The following is a 16,433-nucleotide window of genomic DNA, read 5'->3' on the forward strand; positions in this document are numbered from 1 at the left end:
TCAGGTTTGGCGCTCGACGGCGAGGCGGGCGAGCTCGGCCATGCTGTCACGGTAGCGGCTCGCGGGTAAAAGCTCGAGCTGGGCAAGCGCGAGGTCGACCATTTCCACGGCACGGCGACGGGTGTATGCCAGCGCACCGGTGGCGTTGACGATGGCCAGTACCTCGTCGAGATGATCGAGTCCGCCCTGGCGAATGGCCTTGCGGACCACATTGACCTGCTCGGCGTCGCCGGTCGCCATGGCATGAATGAGGGGCAGCGTGGGCTTGCCTTCGGCAAGGTCGTCGCCGACGTTCTTGCCCATGGCATCGGCGTCGCCCTGATAGTCGAGAAGGTCGTCGACGAGCTGGAAGGCCAGCCCCAGATAGCGGCCGTAGAGCTTGAGGGCCTCTTCCTGGGCGGGGCTCGCGTCGGCGAGTATCGCGCCGCTGTGACTGGCGGCCTCGAAGAGCATGGCGGTCTTGCCCTGAATGGTCTCGAAGTACGCGGCCTCATCGATGTCGGGGTTGCCGATATTGGTCAACTGCAGTACTTCGCCTTCGGCGATCACGCAGGTGGCGCCGGAGAGAATTTCCATGACGCGCATCGAGCCGACTTCGACCATCATCTGGAACGAGCGCGAATACAGGAAATCGCCGACCAGCACCGAGGGGGCGTTGCCCCAGGCGTCGTTGGCGGTCGCCTTGCCCCGGCGCAGGTGTGATTCGTCGACCACGTCGTCGTGCAGCAGCGTCGAGGTGTGCATGAATTCGATCAGTGTGGCCAGGGTCACGTGGCGATCGCCCGGGTAGCCCAGAGAGCGTGCGGCGAGCAACACCAGCAGCGGGCGTAGTCGCTTGCCGCCGCTTTCGATGATGTAGTGGCCAATGGTTTCGACGAGGGGAACCCGGGAAGCCAGTTGGGCGAGGATGGTGCGGTCGACGGCGGCGAAATCATCCGCGACCGCCGCATGGATGGGCGATGCGTTGGGCTGCATGGGTCGGCTTGTCGCAATAAGGGGTTGGGCCGCCTCATTGCGGCCTTGGGCTCGGGCTATGCTAGGGGGCCCCCCGAGGGGCGTCAAGGCGCATGCCGGTGTTGTGCCAGGCCGCGTCATCCGTGGTGTGAAAGACGCTTGCCCGGTATGCCTGTGTGTCGCTATAATACGCGGCTCGACTCATCATGCTCCCTGTCAGATGGCTGCCGGAAGGGGCGCCACTCGCCGCAGGTCGATGAAGAGCGCAACCCCGATGAGTGCTGGAGAGTGACATGTACGCAGTAATCAAGAGCGGTGGCAAGCAGTACCGCGTTCAGGAAGGCCAGACCCTGAAGCTCGAGAAGCTGGAAGTGGCCACGGGTGACACCCTCGAACTCGACCAGGTGCTGCTGGTTGCCGATGATGACGACGTGAAGGTCGGCGCACCGCTGGTCGAAGGTGCCAAGGTGACGGCGGAAGTCGTTTCCCATGGTCGCGGCGAAAAGGTGAAGATCATCAAGTTCCGTCGCCGTAAGCACCAGATGCGTCGTCAAGGCCATCGTCAGTGGTTCACCGAAGTCAAGATCACCGGAATTTCCGCGTAAGCGATATTCCCCCGATAACACGAGGTATTTGCAATGGCTCATAAAAAGGCTGCCGGTAGTTCTCGTAACGGTCGCGACAGTGAATCCAAACGCCTAGGTGTCAAGCTGTTCGGTGGCCAGGCGGCGACCGCCGGCAACATCATCGTGCGTCAGCGTGGTACCAAGTTCCACGCCGGCAGCGGTGTCGGCATCGGCAAGGATCACACCCTGTTCGCCCTGAACGACGGCGTGATCAAGTTCGAGACCAAGGGTCCGAAAAACCGTAAGTTCGTGAGCGTTGTCTCCGCCTGAGACCGCCACGAACGATGCAGGAGAAGGCCCCGCTTCAGGCGGGGCCTTTTCGTATAGGGCGGCCGTGGCCGTCAGGAGAAGTGTCCATGCAATTCGTCGACGAAGCCTCGATCATCGTCGAGGCCGGCAAGGGCGGCAATGGTTGCCTGAGTTTCCGGCGCGAAAAATACGTTCCCAAGGGCGGGCCGGACGGCGGCGACGGTGGGCACGGTGGCAGCGTCTATCTGATCGGTGACGACGCCCTCAATACGTTGATCGACTTCAAGTATCAGCGCTTCTACAAGGCACCCAACGGTCAGCCGGGCCAAGGGCGCCAGATGAGTGGCCGCAACGGCGAAGATCTGCACGTCAAGGTGCCGGTGGGGACCACGGTGATCGATGAGGATACCCTCGAGGTGATCGCCGATGTGACCGAGGCCGGTCAGGTCGAGCTGGTGGCGCAGGCGGGCCGTCGTGGATTGGGCAACATCCATTTCAAGTCCTCTACCAACCGGGCGCCGCGCAAGACAACGCCAGGCACTGAGGGCGAGCGCCGCAACCTGCGCTTCGAGATGAAAGTGATGGCCGATGTCGGCCTGCTGGGCGTGCCCAATGCCGGCAAGTCGACGCTGATCCGTGCCGTCTCGGCCGCCAAGCCCAAGGTCGCCAACTACCCCTTCACCACGCTGGTACCCAATCTCGGGGTGGTCAAGCTGGGCACGCACGAGCATTTCGTCATGGCCGACGTGCCAGGTTTGATCGAAGGGGCATCTGATGGCGCCGGTCTGGGGTTGCGTTTTCTCAAGCATCTCACCCGGACACGGTTGTTGTTGCACGTGGTCGACGTGGCGCCGTTCGATGAAAGCGATCCCGTGGAGAGTGCGCGGGCTATCGCGCATGAACTCGAACAGTTTTCCGCTACGCTGGCCGAGCGCCCACGCTGGCTGGTGCTCAACAAGCTCGACTTGCTCCCCGAGGAAGTGCGTCAGGCCACGGTCGACGATATCGTCGCGCGCCTGGAGTGGACGGGGCCGGTGTTTCGGGTTTCGGCGATCAGTAGCGAGGGCACCCAGCCGCTGGTGCAGGCGGCGCATCGCTGGCTGACCGAGCAGCGTCAGCTGGAGGCAGAGGACGAGACGGCTTTCGCACATGAGCGCGAGATGCGCCAGCGCATGGAAGACGAAGCCGTGGCGCGCGCCGAGGCGCGCATGTCGCGCAAGCGCAAGCCGGTTCAGGAAGATGACGATGATTTCGACGATGACGAGTACGACGTCGAAGTGGAATACGCTCCCTGAACGGGGTCGGGGTCGGAGGAAAGCCGGTGAGTGAGTCGCAGTCGATGAGTCGTGAGGCCTTGCGTGGCGCACGGCGTATCGTGATCAAGATCGGCAGTGCGCTGTTGACCAACGACGGTCGTGGCCTCGATGCCGACGCCATTGGCGGTTGGGTCGATCAGATCGCCTCCCTGCATGCGCGCGGCGTCGAAGTCGTGCTGGTGTCGTCCGGGGCGGTGGCTGAGGGCATGGCGCGCCTGGGCTGGGCATCCCGGCCCTCGGCGGTGTATGAACTGCAGGCGGCTGCCGCGGTAGGGCAGTCGGGGCTATCGCAATGCTATGAGGGGCACTTCGCGCGTCATGGTCTGCGTAGCGCGCAAGTGCTTTTGACGCATGATGATCTGTCCGACCGCAAGCGCTATCTCAATGCGCGTTCGGCGTTACGCACGCTGGTTGCACTGCGCGTGGTGCCGGTGATCAACGAGAACGACACCGTGGTCACCGACGAGATCCGCTTCGGTGATAACGATACGCTGGGCGCGCTGGTGGCCAACCTTTTGGAAGCGGATGCGCTGATCCTGCTCACCGATCAGGAAGGCTTGTTCGATGCCGATCCGCGCCACGACCCCGAGGCGCGGTTGATCAGCGAAGGACGTGCCGACGATCCTGCCCTGGCGGCGGTTGCCGGCGATGGCGGTGCCTTGGGGCGCGGCGGAATGACGACCAAAGTGCGCGCTGCGCGCCTGGCGGCGCGCTCCGGCGCGCTGACGGTGATCGCCAGTGGGCGCCAGGCGGCGGTGCTCACGCGGCTGGCGGAAGGCGAGACGCTGGGCACGCTGTTGATGCCGGATCATGCCCCGTTGGCGGCGCGCAAGCGGTGGCTGGCGGGGCAGCTTCAGGTGCGCGGCACGCTGGTGCTCGACGATGGTGCGGTCGAGGTATTGCATCGCCATGGGTCGAGCTTGTTGCCGGTGGGCGTGCGACGTGCCGAAGGTGTCTTCAAGCGTGGCGATATGGTGGTCTGCGTCAACGAGCGCGGCGAGCGGGTCGCCAAGGGGCTCGTCAACTACGGCAGTGACGAGGCGCGGCGTATCGTGGGCCAGCCTAGTCATCGCATCGAGACGCTGCTTGGCTACATGGAATCACCGGAGCTCATCCATCGCGATAATCTGGTCATCATATGAAGGGCCGTAATATCGGGGATGCGCTCGGCGACGCTATAGCCGTTGCCGGGCGGGCCATGCTAGAATGCTGCATCCTCTCAGACACGGCCCGTTGATGGGGCGCCTCGTGAGTGGCGATCCCGTTTTGGCCGATTCGTTTGACGTAGTAAAAAGTCAAGCGAATCAATTTTTTACAGAATATGACTGTCAACATCTCCAAGGAGTAGACGGTGGCGAACACCAAACAGGCCCGTAAACGCGCCCGCCAGGCGGAGCAGCGTCGTCAGCACAATGCCAGCCAACGCAGCATGGTGCGCACGTACATCAAGCGCGTCGTCAAGGCGATCCAGACTGGCGATCATGGTCAGGCCATGACCGAGTTCAAGGCAGCCCAGCCGGTCATCGACCGCATCGCTGACAAGGACGCGATCTCCAAGCGCAAGGCTGCACGTATCAAGAGCCGTCTGAACAAGCGAATTAAGGCCCTGGCTGCCTGAAGCCGGGTCTTGGCGGTAACGCGTGAAAAAACCGGCTTCGGCCGGTTTTTTTGTAAGTGGCGCTTGGGCGTCGGGGGCGTGGAGATAGCCGGTGACGGGTAAACATTCACAGGCAGTGCCGACAGGCGACGCGTCGTCAGCGTCGCCGCCTCGGCCTGAGGGGCGTGGCGGCCTGTTACGCTCAGGGATGGTGGTCAGCACCATGACCATGCTCTCGCGCGTGATGGGGCTGGCGCGGGACGTCGTGATCGCGACCTTGTTTGGCGCCGGCAGCGGTGCGGATGCCTTCTTCGTCGCCTTCAAGATTCCCAACTTCATGCGCCGCCTGTTCGCCGAGGGCGCCTTCAATCAGGCGTTCATCCCGGTATTGTCCGAGTATGCCACGCAGCGGACGCGTGAAGAAGTGCGCGAATTGCTCGACGCGGTGTCGGGCAGTCTCGGCTTGATACTGGCCTTGCTCAGCGCCGTGGCGGTGCTTCTCGCGCCCTGGCTGGTGTGGCTGTTCGCGCCGGGATTCAGCGCTGACCCGGGTAAACTGGCGCTGACCGCCGACATGCTACGTCTGACGTTTCCCTATCTATGGCTGATTTCGCTGACCGCCTTCGCGGGCAGCGTGCTCAACACCTGGAACCGTTTTGCCGTGCCGGCGTTCACGCCGGTGCTGCTCAACCTGTCGTTGATTGGCGCGGCGCTGTGGCTGACGCCTTGGATGCAAGATCCCGTCATGGCGCTGGCCTGGGGCGTACTGATCGCGGGTGTCGTCCAACTGGGCTTTCAGGTACCGTTTCTGGCGCGCCTGGGATTGACCCCGCGTCCTTGGCCCAACTTCCGACACCCTGGAGTGCGCCGCGTTCTGGTATTGATGGCGCCGGCGCTGTTCGCCGTGTCGGTGTCACAAATCAATCTGTTATTGGATACCGTGCTGGCGTCGTTGCTGGCGTCGGGCAGTGTGTCCTGGCTGTACTACTCGGATCGCCTTGTAGAATTGCCGCTGGGGGTGTTCGGGGTGGCACTGGGCACGGTGATCCTGCCGGCGCTCTCCAAGCGTCACGCCGAGCAGTCGCCCGAGCACTTTGCCAAGATGCTCGACTGGGCGCTGCGTGCGGTGCTGCTGCTCGGGCTTCCCGCGGCCCTGGCCCTGGTGCTGCTGGCCGAGCCATTGCTGGTCAGCCTGTTCCACTACGGGGCGATGACGGATCACGATATCGTGATGGCGGCGCGCAGTATGCGGGCCTATGCGCTGGGGTTGTTGCCTTTCATGCTGATCAAGGTGCTGGCGCCGGGATATTTCGCACGCCAGGACACCAAGACGCCGGTCAAGATCGGGATCGTGGCGATGGTCGCCAACATGGCCTTCAATCTGTTGCTGATCTTGCCACTGGCGCATGCCGGTCTGGCGTTGGCCACGGCGCTGTCGGCGTTTCTCAATGCCGGTATGCTGGGCTGGGGGCTACGACGGCGCGGCGTGTTAACGTTCCAGCCGGGCTGGGGACGCTTCGCGCTGACGCTCGGGGCCGGCTGCGTGATCATGGGAAGCGGTATCTGGTGGCTGGTGCCCGAATGGCATGCCTGGCTCGACTGGCGCGTGTGGCAGCGTGTCGTGACCCTGTTGGGGCTGACCCTGGGCGGCGTGGTGGTCTATTTTGGATGGCTGGCGCTATGCGGCGTGCGGCTCAGGCATTTTCGCCTGCGTGGCTAAGAGCGGGGGACATGGCTGTCAGGCGTGGCCCCCTTGGTTATAATCGAACGTTTCACCGGCATATGAACGGCACATGGAACTGATCAGAGGACTGCACAATCTGCACGAGGCGGGCCCGTGCGTGGCGACGATCGGCAATTTCGATGGCGTGCATCGCGGTCATCAGGCGATCCTCGATCAGCTCAAGAGTCGTGCCACGGCGCTGGGGTTGCCGATGACGGTGGTCGTCTTCGAGCCCCAGCCACGCGAGTACTTTGCCGGTGAGCAAGCGCCCCCTCGTTTGAGCCGGCTACGCGACAAGGTCGAGCTGCTGGCCGAATACGGTGCCGAGCGCGTCGTCTGTCTGCCCTTCAATGCCGCTCTGCGAGGTCTGACGGCCGACGAGTTCATCGAGCGCGTGCTGATCCGTGGCCTGGGCGTCAAGCATCTTGTCGTGGGAGACGACTTTCGCTTCGGCTGTGACCGGGCGGGCGATTTCGCCTTGTTGCAACGTGTGGGTGAACGCTGTGGCTTCGAGGTCGAGCATACCCGCACGTTCGTCCTCGACGATGAGCGTGTCTCCAGTACCCGAGTGCGCACCTTGCTGGCCAGCGGCAATTTCGCCCAAGCCGCGCGATTGTTGGGACGCCCTTATCAACTGTCGGGACGCGTGGTCGCGGACCGGCAACTGGGGCGCACCATTGGCGTACCCACCGCCAACCTGCCGTTGACGTCGCGCTCTCTGGCATTACGCGGTATCTATGCCTGCGTCACACGATTGCCCGATGGTCGAGAGCTGTCGGGGGCGGCCAATATCGGGTGGCGACCGACCGTGGGCAGCACCCGGCCGGTGCTGGAAGTACATTTGTTCGATTTCGAGGGTGACCTCTACGGCCAACGCCTTACGGTCGTGCCTTGTGCGCGGCTGCGAGGCGAGGTCAATTTTGCGGGGCTGGAGGCCCTGACGCGTCAGATCCATGCCGACCTGGCGCAGGCACGTCGCTATTTTCGCGCGGCCACGCCGCTCGATGCCATTGCGCTCGAGCTGCCGTGCACTTCGACTGGCTGGACTTATCCGCTGGCCTCGGCGCCCTTGGCGCCCGAGCCTTCGACTTCCGACTCCTCGGCGGGCACGCGCCCGGCCGACCAAGACGATGGCTGACCTTCCGCTATGAGCGATTACAAACATACCTTGAACCTCCCCGAGACCGACTTCCCCATGCGCGGCATGTTGCCCAAGCGTGAGCCGGGGCGGGTATCGCAATGGCAGGACATGAACCTCTACGAACGCCTGCGCGAGGCGCGCGCCGGTCGTGAGAGCTTCGTGCTGCACGATGGCCCTCCCTATGCCAACGGCAGCATTCACATCGGTCATGCCGTCAACAAGATCCTCAAGGACATCGTCGTCAAGTCGAAGGCGCTGGCGGGATACGACGCGCCTTATGTGCCCGGCTGGGACTGCCACGGGTTGCCCATCGAGCACAAGGTCGAGACCACCCACGGCAAGCATCTCGCCGCCGGCGAGGCGCGTGATCTATGCCGCGAGTACGCGGGCGCGCAAATCGAGGCGCAGAAGACCGATTTCGTGCGTCTGGGCGTGGTCGGTGACTGGGAACATCCTTACCGCACCATGGATTTCGCCAACGAAGCCGGCGAGATTCGTGCGCTGGCCAAGATGGTCGAGGGTGGTTATGTCTTCAAGGGGCTGAAGCCGGTCAACTGGTGCTTCGATTGTGGCTCGGCCCTGGCCGAAGCCGAGGTCGAGTACGCCGACAAGAAGTCCGATGCCATCGATGTCGCCTTCACCGCCGCCGAGCCCGCCAAGCTAGCGACGGCGTTTGAGCTCACGTCGCTCGACAAGCCGGCGGCCATCGTCATCTGGACCACCACGCCGTGGACCATTCCCGCCAACCAGGCGCTGAACGTGCATCCTGACTTCACCTATGCCCTGGTCGATACCGGCGAGCGGCTGCTGGTGCTCGCCGAGGAACTGGTCGAGAGCTGCCTGACGCGCTATGGCCTCGAGGGTGATGTCGTGGCCACGGCCACGGGCGCGGCGCTGGAGTTCGTCACTTTTCAGCATCCGTTCTACGAGCGCGTGGCGCCGGTGTATCTCGCCGATTACGTGACCGTGGAAGAGGGCAGCACGGGGATCGTCCACTCGGCGCCTTCCTACGGCCTGGATGACTTCATGACCTGCCGCGCGCACGGCATGAGCTTCGATGACATGCTCAACCCTGTGCAGGGCAATGGCGTATACCGCGACGACCTGCCGTTGTTCGGCGGGCAGATGATCTGGAAGGCCAACCCTCAGATCGTCGATACGTTGCGCGAAGTCAACGCGCTGATGGCGCACACGCCGATCACGCATAGCTACATGCATTGCTGGCGCCACAAGACCCCGGTCATCTATCGTGCCACGGCGCAATGGTTCGTGGGCATGGACCGCGAAGACGATCAGGGGCGTACCCTGCGGCAGCGTGCACTGGACGGCGTCGAGGCGACCCAGTTCATCCCCGCCTGGGGCAAGGCGCGTCTGCACTCGATGATCGCCAACCGTCCCGACTGGTGCATTTCGCGCCAGCGCAACTGGGGGGTGCCGATTCCGTTCTTCCTGCACAAGCAGACCGGGGAATGGCATCCGCGCACCGTCGAGCTGATGGAAGCTGTCGCCAAGCGCGTCGAAGCCGAGGGTATCGATGCCTGGTTCCGTCTCGACGCCAGTGAGCTGCTGGGCGACGAGGCCGGCGACTACGAGAAAGTCACCGATACCCTGGATGTGTGGTTCGATTCCGGCACCACCCATTGGCATGTCTTGCGGGGCTCGCATGCGCTGGGGCACGCGCAAGGGCCGCGCGCCGATCTGTATCTCGAAGGGTCCGACCAGCATCGCGGCTGGTTCCATTCGTCGTTGCTGACCGGGTGCGCCATCGACGGCCATGCGCCCTACAAGGCGCTGCTGACACACGGCTTCACCGTCGACGAGAAAGGCCGCAAGATGTCCAAGTCGATGGGCAACGTCATCGCACCACAGCAGGTGATGGATAAGCTGGGTGCCGATATCCTGCGCCTGTGGGTCGCCTCCACCGACTATTCCGGTGAGATGGCGGTCTCCGACGAGATCCTCAAGCGTACCGCCGATGTCTACCGGCGTATTCGCAACACTGCGCGCTTCTTGCTGGCCAACTTGAACGGCTTCGATCCCGCGCGTGACGCCGTGGCGTTCGAGGACATGCTGGCCCTGGATCAGTGGGCGGTGGATCGTGCCGCGCAGCTTCAGGAGCGCATGCGGACGGCCTATGACGACTACCGTTTCCGTGACGTCTATCAGCAGGTGCACGACTTCTGTGCCCACGAGCTGGGCGGCTTCTACCTGGACGTGATCAAGGATCGCCAGTACACCACCCAAGCCGATTCGCGCGCGCGCCGCAGCTGTCAGACGGCGCTCTATCATGTGGTCGAGGCGCTGGTGCGCTGGGTGGCGCCGATTCTGTCCTTCACCGCCGAGGAAATCTATGAGGCCATTCCCGGCGCACGCGGCGATAGCGTGCTGCTGGAAGAATACTATCCGCATCTGGCAACCCTGGAGGCGGATGCCCTCATGGGGCGTGCGTTCTGGTCGCGGGTGCTCGAGGTCAAGCAGGCGGTCAACAAGTGCCTGGAAGATGCGCGTAACGCCAAGGTGATACGCAACAGCCTCGCTGCCGAGGTCACGCTCTACGCCGATGATGGCCTGCGCGAGACCTTGGCACAGCTCGGTGATGAGTTGCGTTTCGTGTTGTTGACCAGCGAGGTGCATCTGTCGTCGCTGAACGCGGCGGGCAGCGAGCAGGCCGAGGCCAGCGAGCTCGACGGCCTCAAGGTGGGGGTGATGGAAAGTCCGCACACCAAGTGCGAGCGCTGCTGGCATCACCGTGCTGACGTGGGCACGCATGCCGCCGATCCGAACCTGTGCGGCCGCTGTCTGAGCAACCTGCCCGACGGACCGGGCGAAACGCGTCGTTATGCCTGATGACGCATCACGGAATGGCGCCGCTTGATCCTGATATGAGAGGCTTGAATGAACGACGCTGCAACGCCTGATCGATCGGTGCCGCCCATGCAGCGGCCCCTGCGCTGGCTATGGCTGACGCTGCTGGTGATCGTGCTGGACCTGGGCAGCAAACTGCTCGCCAGCACGTATCTGATCTATGCACAACCGGTCGAAGTATTGCCGGTGTTCAACTTCACGCTGCTGCACAATACCGGCGCGGCGTTCAGTTTCCTGGCCGGTCACGCCGGGTGGCAACGCTGGTTGTTCGCGGCCATCGCGATTGGCGTGAGCATCGGCTTGACCGTATGGTTGACGCGCCTCAAAGCCGGTGAACGTCTCTCGGCGGCAGCGATTGCACTGGTGATCGGCGGTGCGCTGGGCAATCTCTACGATCGCCTGGTGCATGGCTATGTGGTCGACTTTCTGTCGTTTCATTGGCAGGGATATTACTTTCCTGCCTTTAACTTGGCGGATACCGCCATCACCTTGGGCGCCATAGGCTTGATTCTGGCCTCCCTGCGTGACGGCCGACGAGACACGGTGACATCCGATAAGAGAGACGCCCCATGAGTGAATACCGCATCGGTGACGGGATGGAAGTGACGTTGCATTTCACCGTCAAACTGGAAGACGAAACGGTGATCGATTCCACCCGCGACAAGGCGCCGGCGACGTTTCAGGTCGGCGATGGTAATCTGCCACCGGGGTTCGAGACCCCGCTCAAGGGCATGACCGACGGCGAGACCGGCCGGTTTACCATTACCCCCGAGCACGGCTTCGGCCAGCACAATCCGCAGAACGTTCAGCGCCTGCCGCGCGATCAGTTCGACGACGAGCTCGAAGTCGGCACGATGATGTCGTTCACCGACCCGGGCGGCGGCGAGTTGCCGGGTGTCATCGCCGAGATCGACGAGCGCAATGTCGATGTGGACTTCAATCACCCGCTGGCGGGGCGTACCCTGACCTTCGAGGTGGAAGTGATCGAGGTTCGTCCGGCCACGACCCATTAAGCTTTGACGGGCGCACGCCGCCCATCGATACGATGCCACGACGCATCGAGGCGAGGTAAGCATGCAAATCAAGCTGGCCAATCCACGCGGTTTCTGCGCCGGCGTCGACCGTGCCATCGAGATCGTCAATCGCGCGCTCGATGTGTTCGGGCCGCCGATCTACGTGCGTCACGAAGTCGTCCACAATCGCTTCGTGGTGGATAGCCTGCGCGAGCGCGGGGCGGTGTTCGTCGAGGAGCTGCACGAAGTGCCCGACGACGTCATCGTCATCTTCTCCGCCCACGGGGTGTCACGTGCGGTGCAGCAAGAGGCCGAGCGACGCGGATTGCGCATCTTCGATGCCACCTGCCCGCTGGTCACCAAGGTGCACATGGAAGTTCTGCGCTACGCCAAGCGCGGTCAAGAGTGCGTGCTCATCGGCCATGCCGGCCATCCCGAGGTCGAAGGCACCATGGGCCGCTACGATACCTCGTTCGGCGGTCAGATCTATCTGGTCGAAGACGAGCAGGATGTGTCGAACCTCGAGGTCAACGCCCCCGAGCGGCTGGCATTCGTCACCCAGACCACGCTGTCCATGGATGATACCTCAAGGGTCATCGACGCCCTGCGCGAGAAGTTTCCGCACATCGACGGGCCGCGCAAGGACGATATCTGCTATGCCACACAGAATCGTCAAGATGCGGTGCGTGAACTGGCGAGCGAAAGCGGCCTGGTGCTCGTGGTGGGCAGCCCCAACAGCTCCAATTCCAACCGCCTGCGTGAATTGGCCGAGCGCACCGGCACGCCGGCGTATCTGATCGATACCGCCGAGCAGATTCGCCCCGAGTGGTTAGAGGACGTGGGCACCATCGGCATCACGGCCGGTGCCAGTGCACCGGAAGTCCTCGTCCAGGCGGTCATCGACCGGCTCAAGTCGCTGGGGGCGGAGGACCCCAATGAACTTGCCGGGCAGGCGGAAGACATCGTCTTTTCCATGCCTAAGGAGTTGCGCGAGCAGGTGATCGCCAGCGCATGAGCCGTTGGTGCTATGCGACACGATCTGTCGTTACATTTCGTTTCAAATAGGCTACATTGAGGGAGCGTCTGGACGCTCGCTCTTGGCCGCGTGTGCGACGCTTTGCCTCAAACCATCAGGAAGTCGTACGTGCCGCATCGTGCTTGCCGCCTTCGCCACGTGTCGCATCATCGTGGTTTTTCCCTTCTCGAGCTGCTGATCGTGCTGGTGATCTTCGCGATCTTGGCCAGCATCGCCGTGCCCAGTTTTCAGCGCCTGCAGCAACGTCAACAGTTGACCGCGGCGAGCAATGAACTGGTGGCGGCGCTGCGCCTGGCGCGTGGTGAAGCCATCATGCGCGAGACCGAGGTCACGCTGTGTGCGAGTGCTGATGGCGAGTCATGTGGGGGCAAAGACTGGGCAAAAGGCTGGAGAGTAGAGGCTTCAGGAAGTAATGATAATCCGATCATTATCCATGAGCCGCTGCCGGCACAGCTCAGTGTGGGAGACAAGAACGCCCAACCTCCCGATGAAGTCACTTTCGATGACCTGGGATATCCCGATGCGGGTAGCGAATGGCTACTCAGTCATGCGGGACTGTCGGACGGCGCCTCACGCCAAGTGTGTCTGGAGGTGACCGGACGGGCCTATGTCGCCGGCCCGGGCGCGGGGTGTGACTCGTGATGGCGCCGCCGCTGCAGTCTTCGCCCCGTGCCCAGCGCGGCTTCGGTCTGATCGAGGTGCTGGTAGCACTGACTATTCTCTCCATCGGCATGCTCGGGCTCGCCGCGATGCAGCTCACCTCCTTGCAGTTCGCCCGCGAGAGTCTCAATACGACCATCGCCACCATCATGGTCCGAGACATGAACGAACGTGCCTGGGCGCAGCAGGGCGAGGTCTGCACAGATCTTAAGAGTCAATGGAAGGATTATGTCGCCAATTTTGAAGGACTTCCCTCGGCTCATGGAGAATGGGGGAAAATCGCCAATGGCCTTTATGACCTCAAGATTACTTGGCAGGGTATCGAAGACTCTGATGGTGAAGAGGATCCTCCTCCGCCCGTGAAGTTGGTCGCCTTCCTGCCATGCAAGGAGCCGGCAGATGACTAACCAACATCGTCAACGCGGCTTCACGCTGATCGAGATGATGATCAGCATGTTTCTCGGCTTGATTATCCTCGGTGGTACTGTGTCGGCATACCAGGCTATAAGCGGCCTTCGCGAGCAGCGCGATGGTATCTATGCGGTGCAGGATGAAGTGGTCTATGTGCATCGTGCGCTGGCGCAGGCCGTAGCGCTGGCTGGCATGGTAGAGGTCGCTAACAAGAGTGAGCTAACGATTACGCCTTTTGGCCAGATTAAAAGCGGGCGTTATGCGGGATGTCCTCAAGAGGACAGCGCCCCCCCTTGGAAATGGCGTGTCGCTGCCAACAGCGATGGGGTGAAAATGCTCGAATGCAATGACCAAGGCGTGCTGGCATTGTCTGCTCCAGGCATTACCAACATAAAGTTTTCTGTATGTGCCAACGCCACGCACCCATGCGTGGGTGTCGAACTGAAGTATACCCCATGCCGGGAAGACGACGAGTGTGATGGGCAAACCCTGAACTTTCATCTTGCCTCTCGCGCAACGTCTGATAGTCAAGGTGATCCGTGATGCGTCCTCATAAGCAATCCGGCTTCGTGCTCGTCATCGGGCTCGCGCTTCTGACCATCGCTACGGGCATGGTAGTGACAGGCATGTCACTGGGACGTTACCAGGAGCGTCAAGCGGGTAATTATCTTCGTACGATCAAAGCCGAAGCGGGTGTGGATGAAGCACTGTGGAAGTTTTCTGAGTGGACGACATCAATACGAGAAAAAGTGAATGAAGCGTATCCCGGTAATGAAGTAAATGAACCGATCTTATCTCAAAAGAGTGATGAAGAGCTACTGACTTTCTCGCATAATAATGGTGGTAAGACTAAGGCGTATATAAAAGAAATTGTGAAGTTGGAAGATGATCGGGTTCGCGTGGTCTTTGGTGGGCAATTTCTGCCTTTGGGCAGTGGTGAGGGGGAAGGTGGTCGCCATGGACAGGCTACTTTCCAGGCCGTTTACTCTATCAAGAGTGATGAGCAACCCAATGGTGCCTACCAAGACGTGTTGCTCGGCTGCGAGGGAGTTCAGGCCAGTGGCGGAGGGGACATTAATGGTAATGTTCGAACATTGCAGCCAGGTGCCGGAGTGAGGCTTAGCGGTGATGCCAATGTTGATGGCAACGTAACGGCAATGGGCACGCTATACACCGATAGCAGCATCACAGGCAACATTCTTGCCGGTGATGATATCACTTTGGATGCAGGGGGTGGATATGCTTATGGTGGTTCCATCGCTACAACGGGGAGCGTTTTTTTTGAAAATTCGGCGCCTGCCAAGGGTAATGTCTCGGCCAACGGTGATGTTGAATTCAACAATGCTGCCACTGTCACAGGTAATGTTTCAGCAGGTGGCAAGGTCATCTTTTCCAATAGTTCGGCTTCCGTGGGTGGCGATATCGAATCGCAAGAAGGGGTTGTCAATACTGCAAATGGGAAGGAAGTCGATAAGTTTGCTGGCGGTTCGATCAAGATCGGTAGTCATACACCGGTCTCTTCGGTGAATGGTGGTGAATGCAATCCGCAAGTTTTCTCCGATAATAAAAACACCCTCGCCGAGGAAATGGATAGCCTGCTTGCAACAGTGGCCACTGATGCAATTGGGGCCAATAAGGATATCGTCGTGGGTAATTATCCGATAGGGGATGGTTCGTTGTCCCCCAACGGTCTCACGGCCTTCGATAAGACCTGGAATGTTGAGAAGGATGTAATCCTGGCGGAGGCGACCACGGCCGATATGCCAACCTTCGATAAGCCAGTGTCCGTTGTCCGCACGCAGGATCTTACTCTTAAGAATGGTGAACTCAATGTTAGTGGGGGCGATGTGGTGTTGCTGGTTGATGGTGATCTCACCCTTGGATCCGGCGGAGGAAAGGGGCTGACCATCGATCAAGGCAGTACGCTGACGATTTTCGTGACCGGCGAGACTCATATCAAGAGCTCCACCCAAATGGCAGATGTTCCGGCCACGACCAATGGCCGTTCCACCTTGTCGCTTTACTCCAGCCATAAGGATAGTGACTCTTACAGTAAAGGTGTGTTGATCGACGGGAGTGCCCAGGCGTTGGCAAATATTTATGCGCCATATGCCAATGTTTCCGTTACTGCCGGCGGTGGTCTCCGCGGTTCGGCAAGAGGTAAGACCGTTACTGTCGATGGTGGTGGGGAAATCGAGTATGTGCCTAGGTCGATCTCAGGAGGTGATGACGAAAGTGGTGACAACGGCGATGACAACGATAGTGGTTGGAAGCTGGTGGGACTCTCGTATGGCACTGGTGGTGAGTGAGTCATCGCGCACAGGCGGCATCGCCTTCCGGGAGTCGTTCGATGCGTACCCGGCCGCCACGGCTCAACACGATGCGCCGTGCGGGGGTTGTCGCCTTGGCCGTGCATAGATAGAAACTGCCGATCTGGAAGCTGCCCGAGGCGCGGATCGAGTAGCCGTTCGGCGCGTAACGCACGTAGTGACGCAAGGGGCGATTGGCGCGTCGGCGAAGCCCGCCCGGCGGTGCGCCGCCTTCGCGTAGCGTCGTTTCCGAGGGCGATTGCTCGCCATCGTCGTTGCGATCGGCGAATATCCGCCAGCCCCGCGTCCATCCCCCCTGCTCGCTGATCATCAGTACCGGCACGCCTTGGCGAATGGCCTCGCTGCGTGCGTAGTAGAGTGCCTGGTAAAGCGTATGACTGGCGGCCTGCAAGCGCTGCGCGCGTAGCAAGTGTCCCATGGCGGGGACGCCCTGGGTCGCCAATAAGCCGAGAATGACGATCAGCACAAGCAACTCGAGCAGGGTCATTCCTTGCATGTGTCGTGGCATGGTG

Annotated in this window: 17 protein-coding genes; 15 read left to right on the forward strand and 2 right to left on the reverse strand. The window is 61.6% G+C overall.

From position 1 onward, the window contains the following. The gene (gene ispB / locus C8E00_RS15200) at nucleotides 1-975 is read right to left on the reverse strand and encodes an octaprenyl diphosphate synthase (protein WP_133698367.1); all 975 of its coding nucleotides are present in this window, start codon (nucleotides 973-975) and stop codon (nucleotides 1-3) included. Between the two features lie 272 nt (nucleotides 976-1,247). Between ispB and rplU the strand changes: the two genes are divergently transcribed. The 15 genes from rplU to C8E00_RS15275 all read left to right on the forward strand — a co-directional run bounded on the left by rplU (nucleotide 1,248) and on the right by C8E00_RS15275 (nucleotide 15,900). Continuing rightward, nucleotides 1,248-1,559 (forward strand): 50S ribosomal protein L21, encoded by a 312-nt coding sequence (gene rplU / locus C8E00_RS15205; protein WP_133698368.1) that lies wholly within the window; start codon nucleotides 1,248-1,250, stop codon nucleotides 1,557-1,559. Between the two features lie 33 nt (nucleotides 1,560-1,592). Then, nucleotides 1,593-1,850 carry a 50S ribosomal protein L27 gene (gene rpmA, locus C8E00_RS15210; RefSeq protein ID WP_011505783.1) on the forward strand — a complete coding sequence of 86 codons (258 nt, stop codon included), beginning with the start codon at nucleotides 1,593-1,595 and terminating at the stop codon, nucleotides 1,848-1,850. Nucleotides 1,851-1,936: 86 nt separating this feature from the next. After that, complete coding sequence (gene cgtA, locus C8E00_RS15215; protein WP_133698369.1) at nucleotides 1,937-3,124, forward strand: Obg family GTPase CgtA; 1,188 nt, start codon at nucleotides 1,937-1,939, stop codon at nucleotides 3,122-3,124. Between the two features lie 44 nt (nucleotides 3,125-3,168). Then, a complete protein-coding gene (gene proB / locus C8E00_RS15220) occupies nucleotides 3,169-4,287 on the forward strand; it encodes a glutamate 5-kinase (RefSeq protein ID WP_133698395.1) in 1,119 nt (372 codons plus the stop codon). 209 nt (nucleotides 4,288-4,496) lie between these two features. Continuing rightward, nucleotides 4,497-4,763: a 30S ribosomal protein S20 gene (gene rpsT / locus C8E00_RS15225; protein WP_133698370.1), complete on the forward strand. Its 267-nt coding sequence runs from the start codon at nucleotides 4,497-4,499 to the stop codon at nucleotides 4,761-4,763. A gap of 187 nt (nucleotides 4,764-4,950) precedes the next feature. Beyond that, on the forward strand, nucleotides 4,951-6,462 hold the full coding sequence (murJ, locus tag C8E00_RS15230; RefSeq protein WP_243833207.1) for a murein biosynthesis integral membrane protein MurJ: 1,512 nt from the start codon (nucleotides 4,951-4,953) through the stop codon (nucleotides 6,460-6,462). Nucleotides 6,463-6,535: 73 nt separating this feature from the next. Next, a complete protein-coding gene (gene ribF, locus C8E00_RS15235; RefSeq protein ID WP_133698371.1) occupies nucleotides 6,536-7,603 on the forward strand; it encodes a bifunctional riboflavin kinase/FAD synthetase in 1,068 nt (355 codons plus the stop codon). Nucleotides 7,604-7,612: 9 nt separating this feature from the next. After that, nucleotides 7,613-10,453, forward strand: coding sequence for an isoleucine--tRNA ligase (ileS, locus tag C8E00_RS15240; protein ID WP_133698372.1), 2,841 nt, complete (start codon nucleotides 7,613-7,615; stop codon nucleotides 10,451-10,453). Nucleotides 10,454-10,501: 48 nt separating this feature from the next. Further along, complete coding sequence (gene lspA, locus C8E00_RS15245; RefSeq protein ID WP_133698373.1) at nucleotides 10,502-11,044, forward strand: signal peptidase II; 543 nt, start codon at nucleotides 10,502-10,504, stop codon at nucleotides 11,042-11,044. Then, nucleotides 11,041-11,484, forward strand: coding sequence for an FKBP-type peptidyl-prolyl cis-trans isomerase (gene fkpB / locus C8E00_RS15250; protein ID WP_035415327.1), 444 nt, complete (start codon nucleotides 11,041-11,043; stop codon nucleotides 11,482-11,484). Before lspA ends, fkpB begins: the two co-directional genes overlap by 4 nt. Before the next feature lie 61 nt (nucleotides 11,485-11,545). Continuing rightward, nucleotides 11,546-12,499: a 4-hydroxy-3-methylbut-2-enyl diphosphate reductase gene (ispH, locus tag C8E00_RS15255; protein WP_133698374.1), complete on the forward strand. Its 954-nt coding sequence runs from the start codon at nucleotides 11,546-11,548 to the stop codon at nucleotides 12,497-12,499. Between the two features lie 129 nt (nucleotides 12,500-12,628). After that, entirely contained in the window at nucleotides 12,629-13,162 is a 534-nt protein-coding gene (locus C8E00_RS15260; protein ID WP_166638346.1) for a GspH/FimT family pseudopilin, read from the forward strand. Then, nucleotides 13,162-13,587, forward strand: a complete 426-nt coding sequence (pilV, locus tag C8E00_RS15265; protein ID WP_133698376.1) for a type IV pilus modification protein PilV — start codon at nucleotides 13,162-13,164, stop codon at nucleotides 13,585-13,587. The genes C8E00_RS15260 and pilV overlap by 1 nt, the downstream gene beginning before the upstream one ends. Then, nucleotides 13,580-14,134 carry a PilW family protein gene (locus C8E00_RS15270; protein WP_133698377.1) on the forward strand — a complete coding sequence of 185 codons (555 nt, stop codon included), beginning with the start codon at nucleotides 13,580-13,582 and terminating at the stop codon, nucleotides 14,132-14,134. Before pilV ends, C8E00_RS15270 begins: the two co-directional genes overlap by 8 nt. Further along, on the forward strand, nucleotides 14,134-15,900 hold the full coding sequence (locus C8E00_RS15275) for a DUF7305 domain-containing protein (protein WP_133698378.1): 1,767 nt from the start codon (nucleotides 14,134-14,136) through the stop codon (nucleotides 15,898-15,900). Before C8E00_RS15270 ends, C8E00_RS15275 begins: the two co-directional genes overlap by 1 nt. Nucleotide 15,901: 1 nt before the next feature. Here the strand turns inward: C8E00_RS15275 and C8E00_RS15280 are convergent, their stop codons facing one another. After that, entirely contained in the window at nucleotides 15,902-16,429 is a 528-nt protein-coding gene (locus tag C8E00_RS15280) for a GspH/FimT family protein (RefSeq protein ID WP_133698379.1), read from the reverse strand. Nucleotides 16,430-16,433 lie beyond the last annotated feature (4 nt).

The sequence above is a fragment of the Chromohalobacter marismortui genome, from assembly GCF_004364315.1.
GTDB classification, from domain to species: domain Bacteria; phylum Pseudomonadota; class Gammaproteobacteria; order Pseudomonadales; family Halomonadaceae; genus Chromohalobacter; species Chromohalobacter marismortui.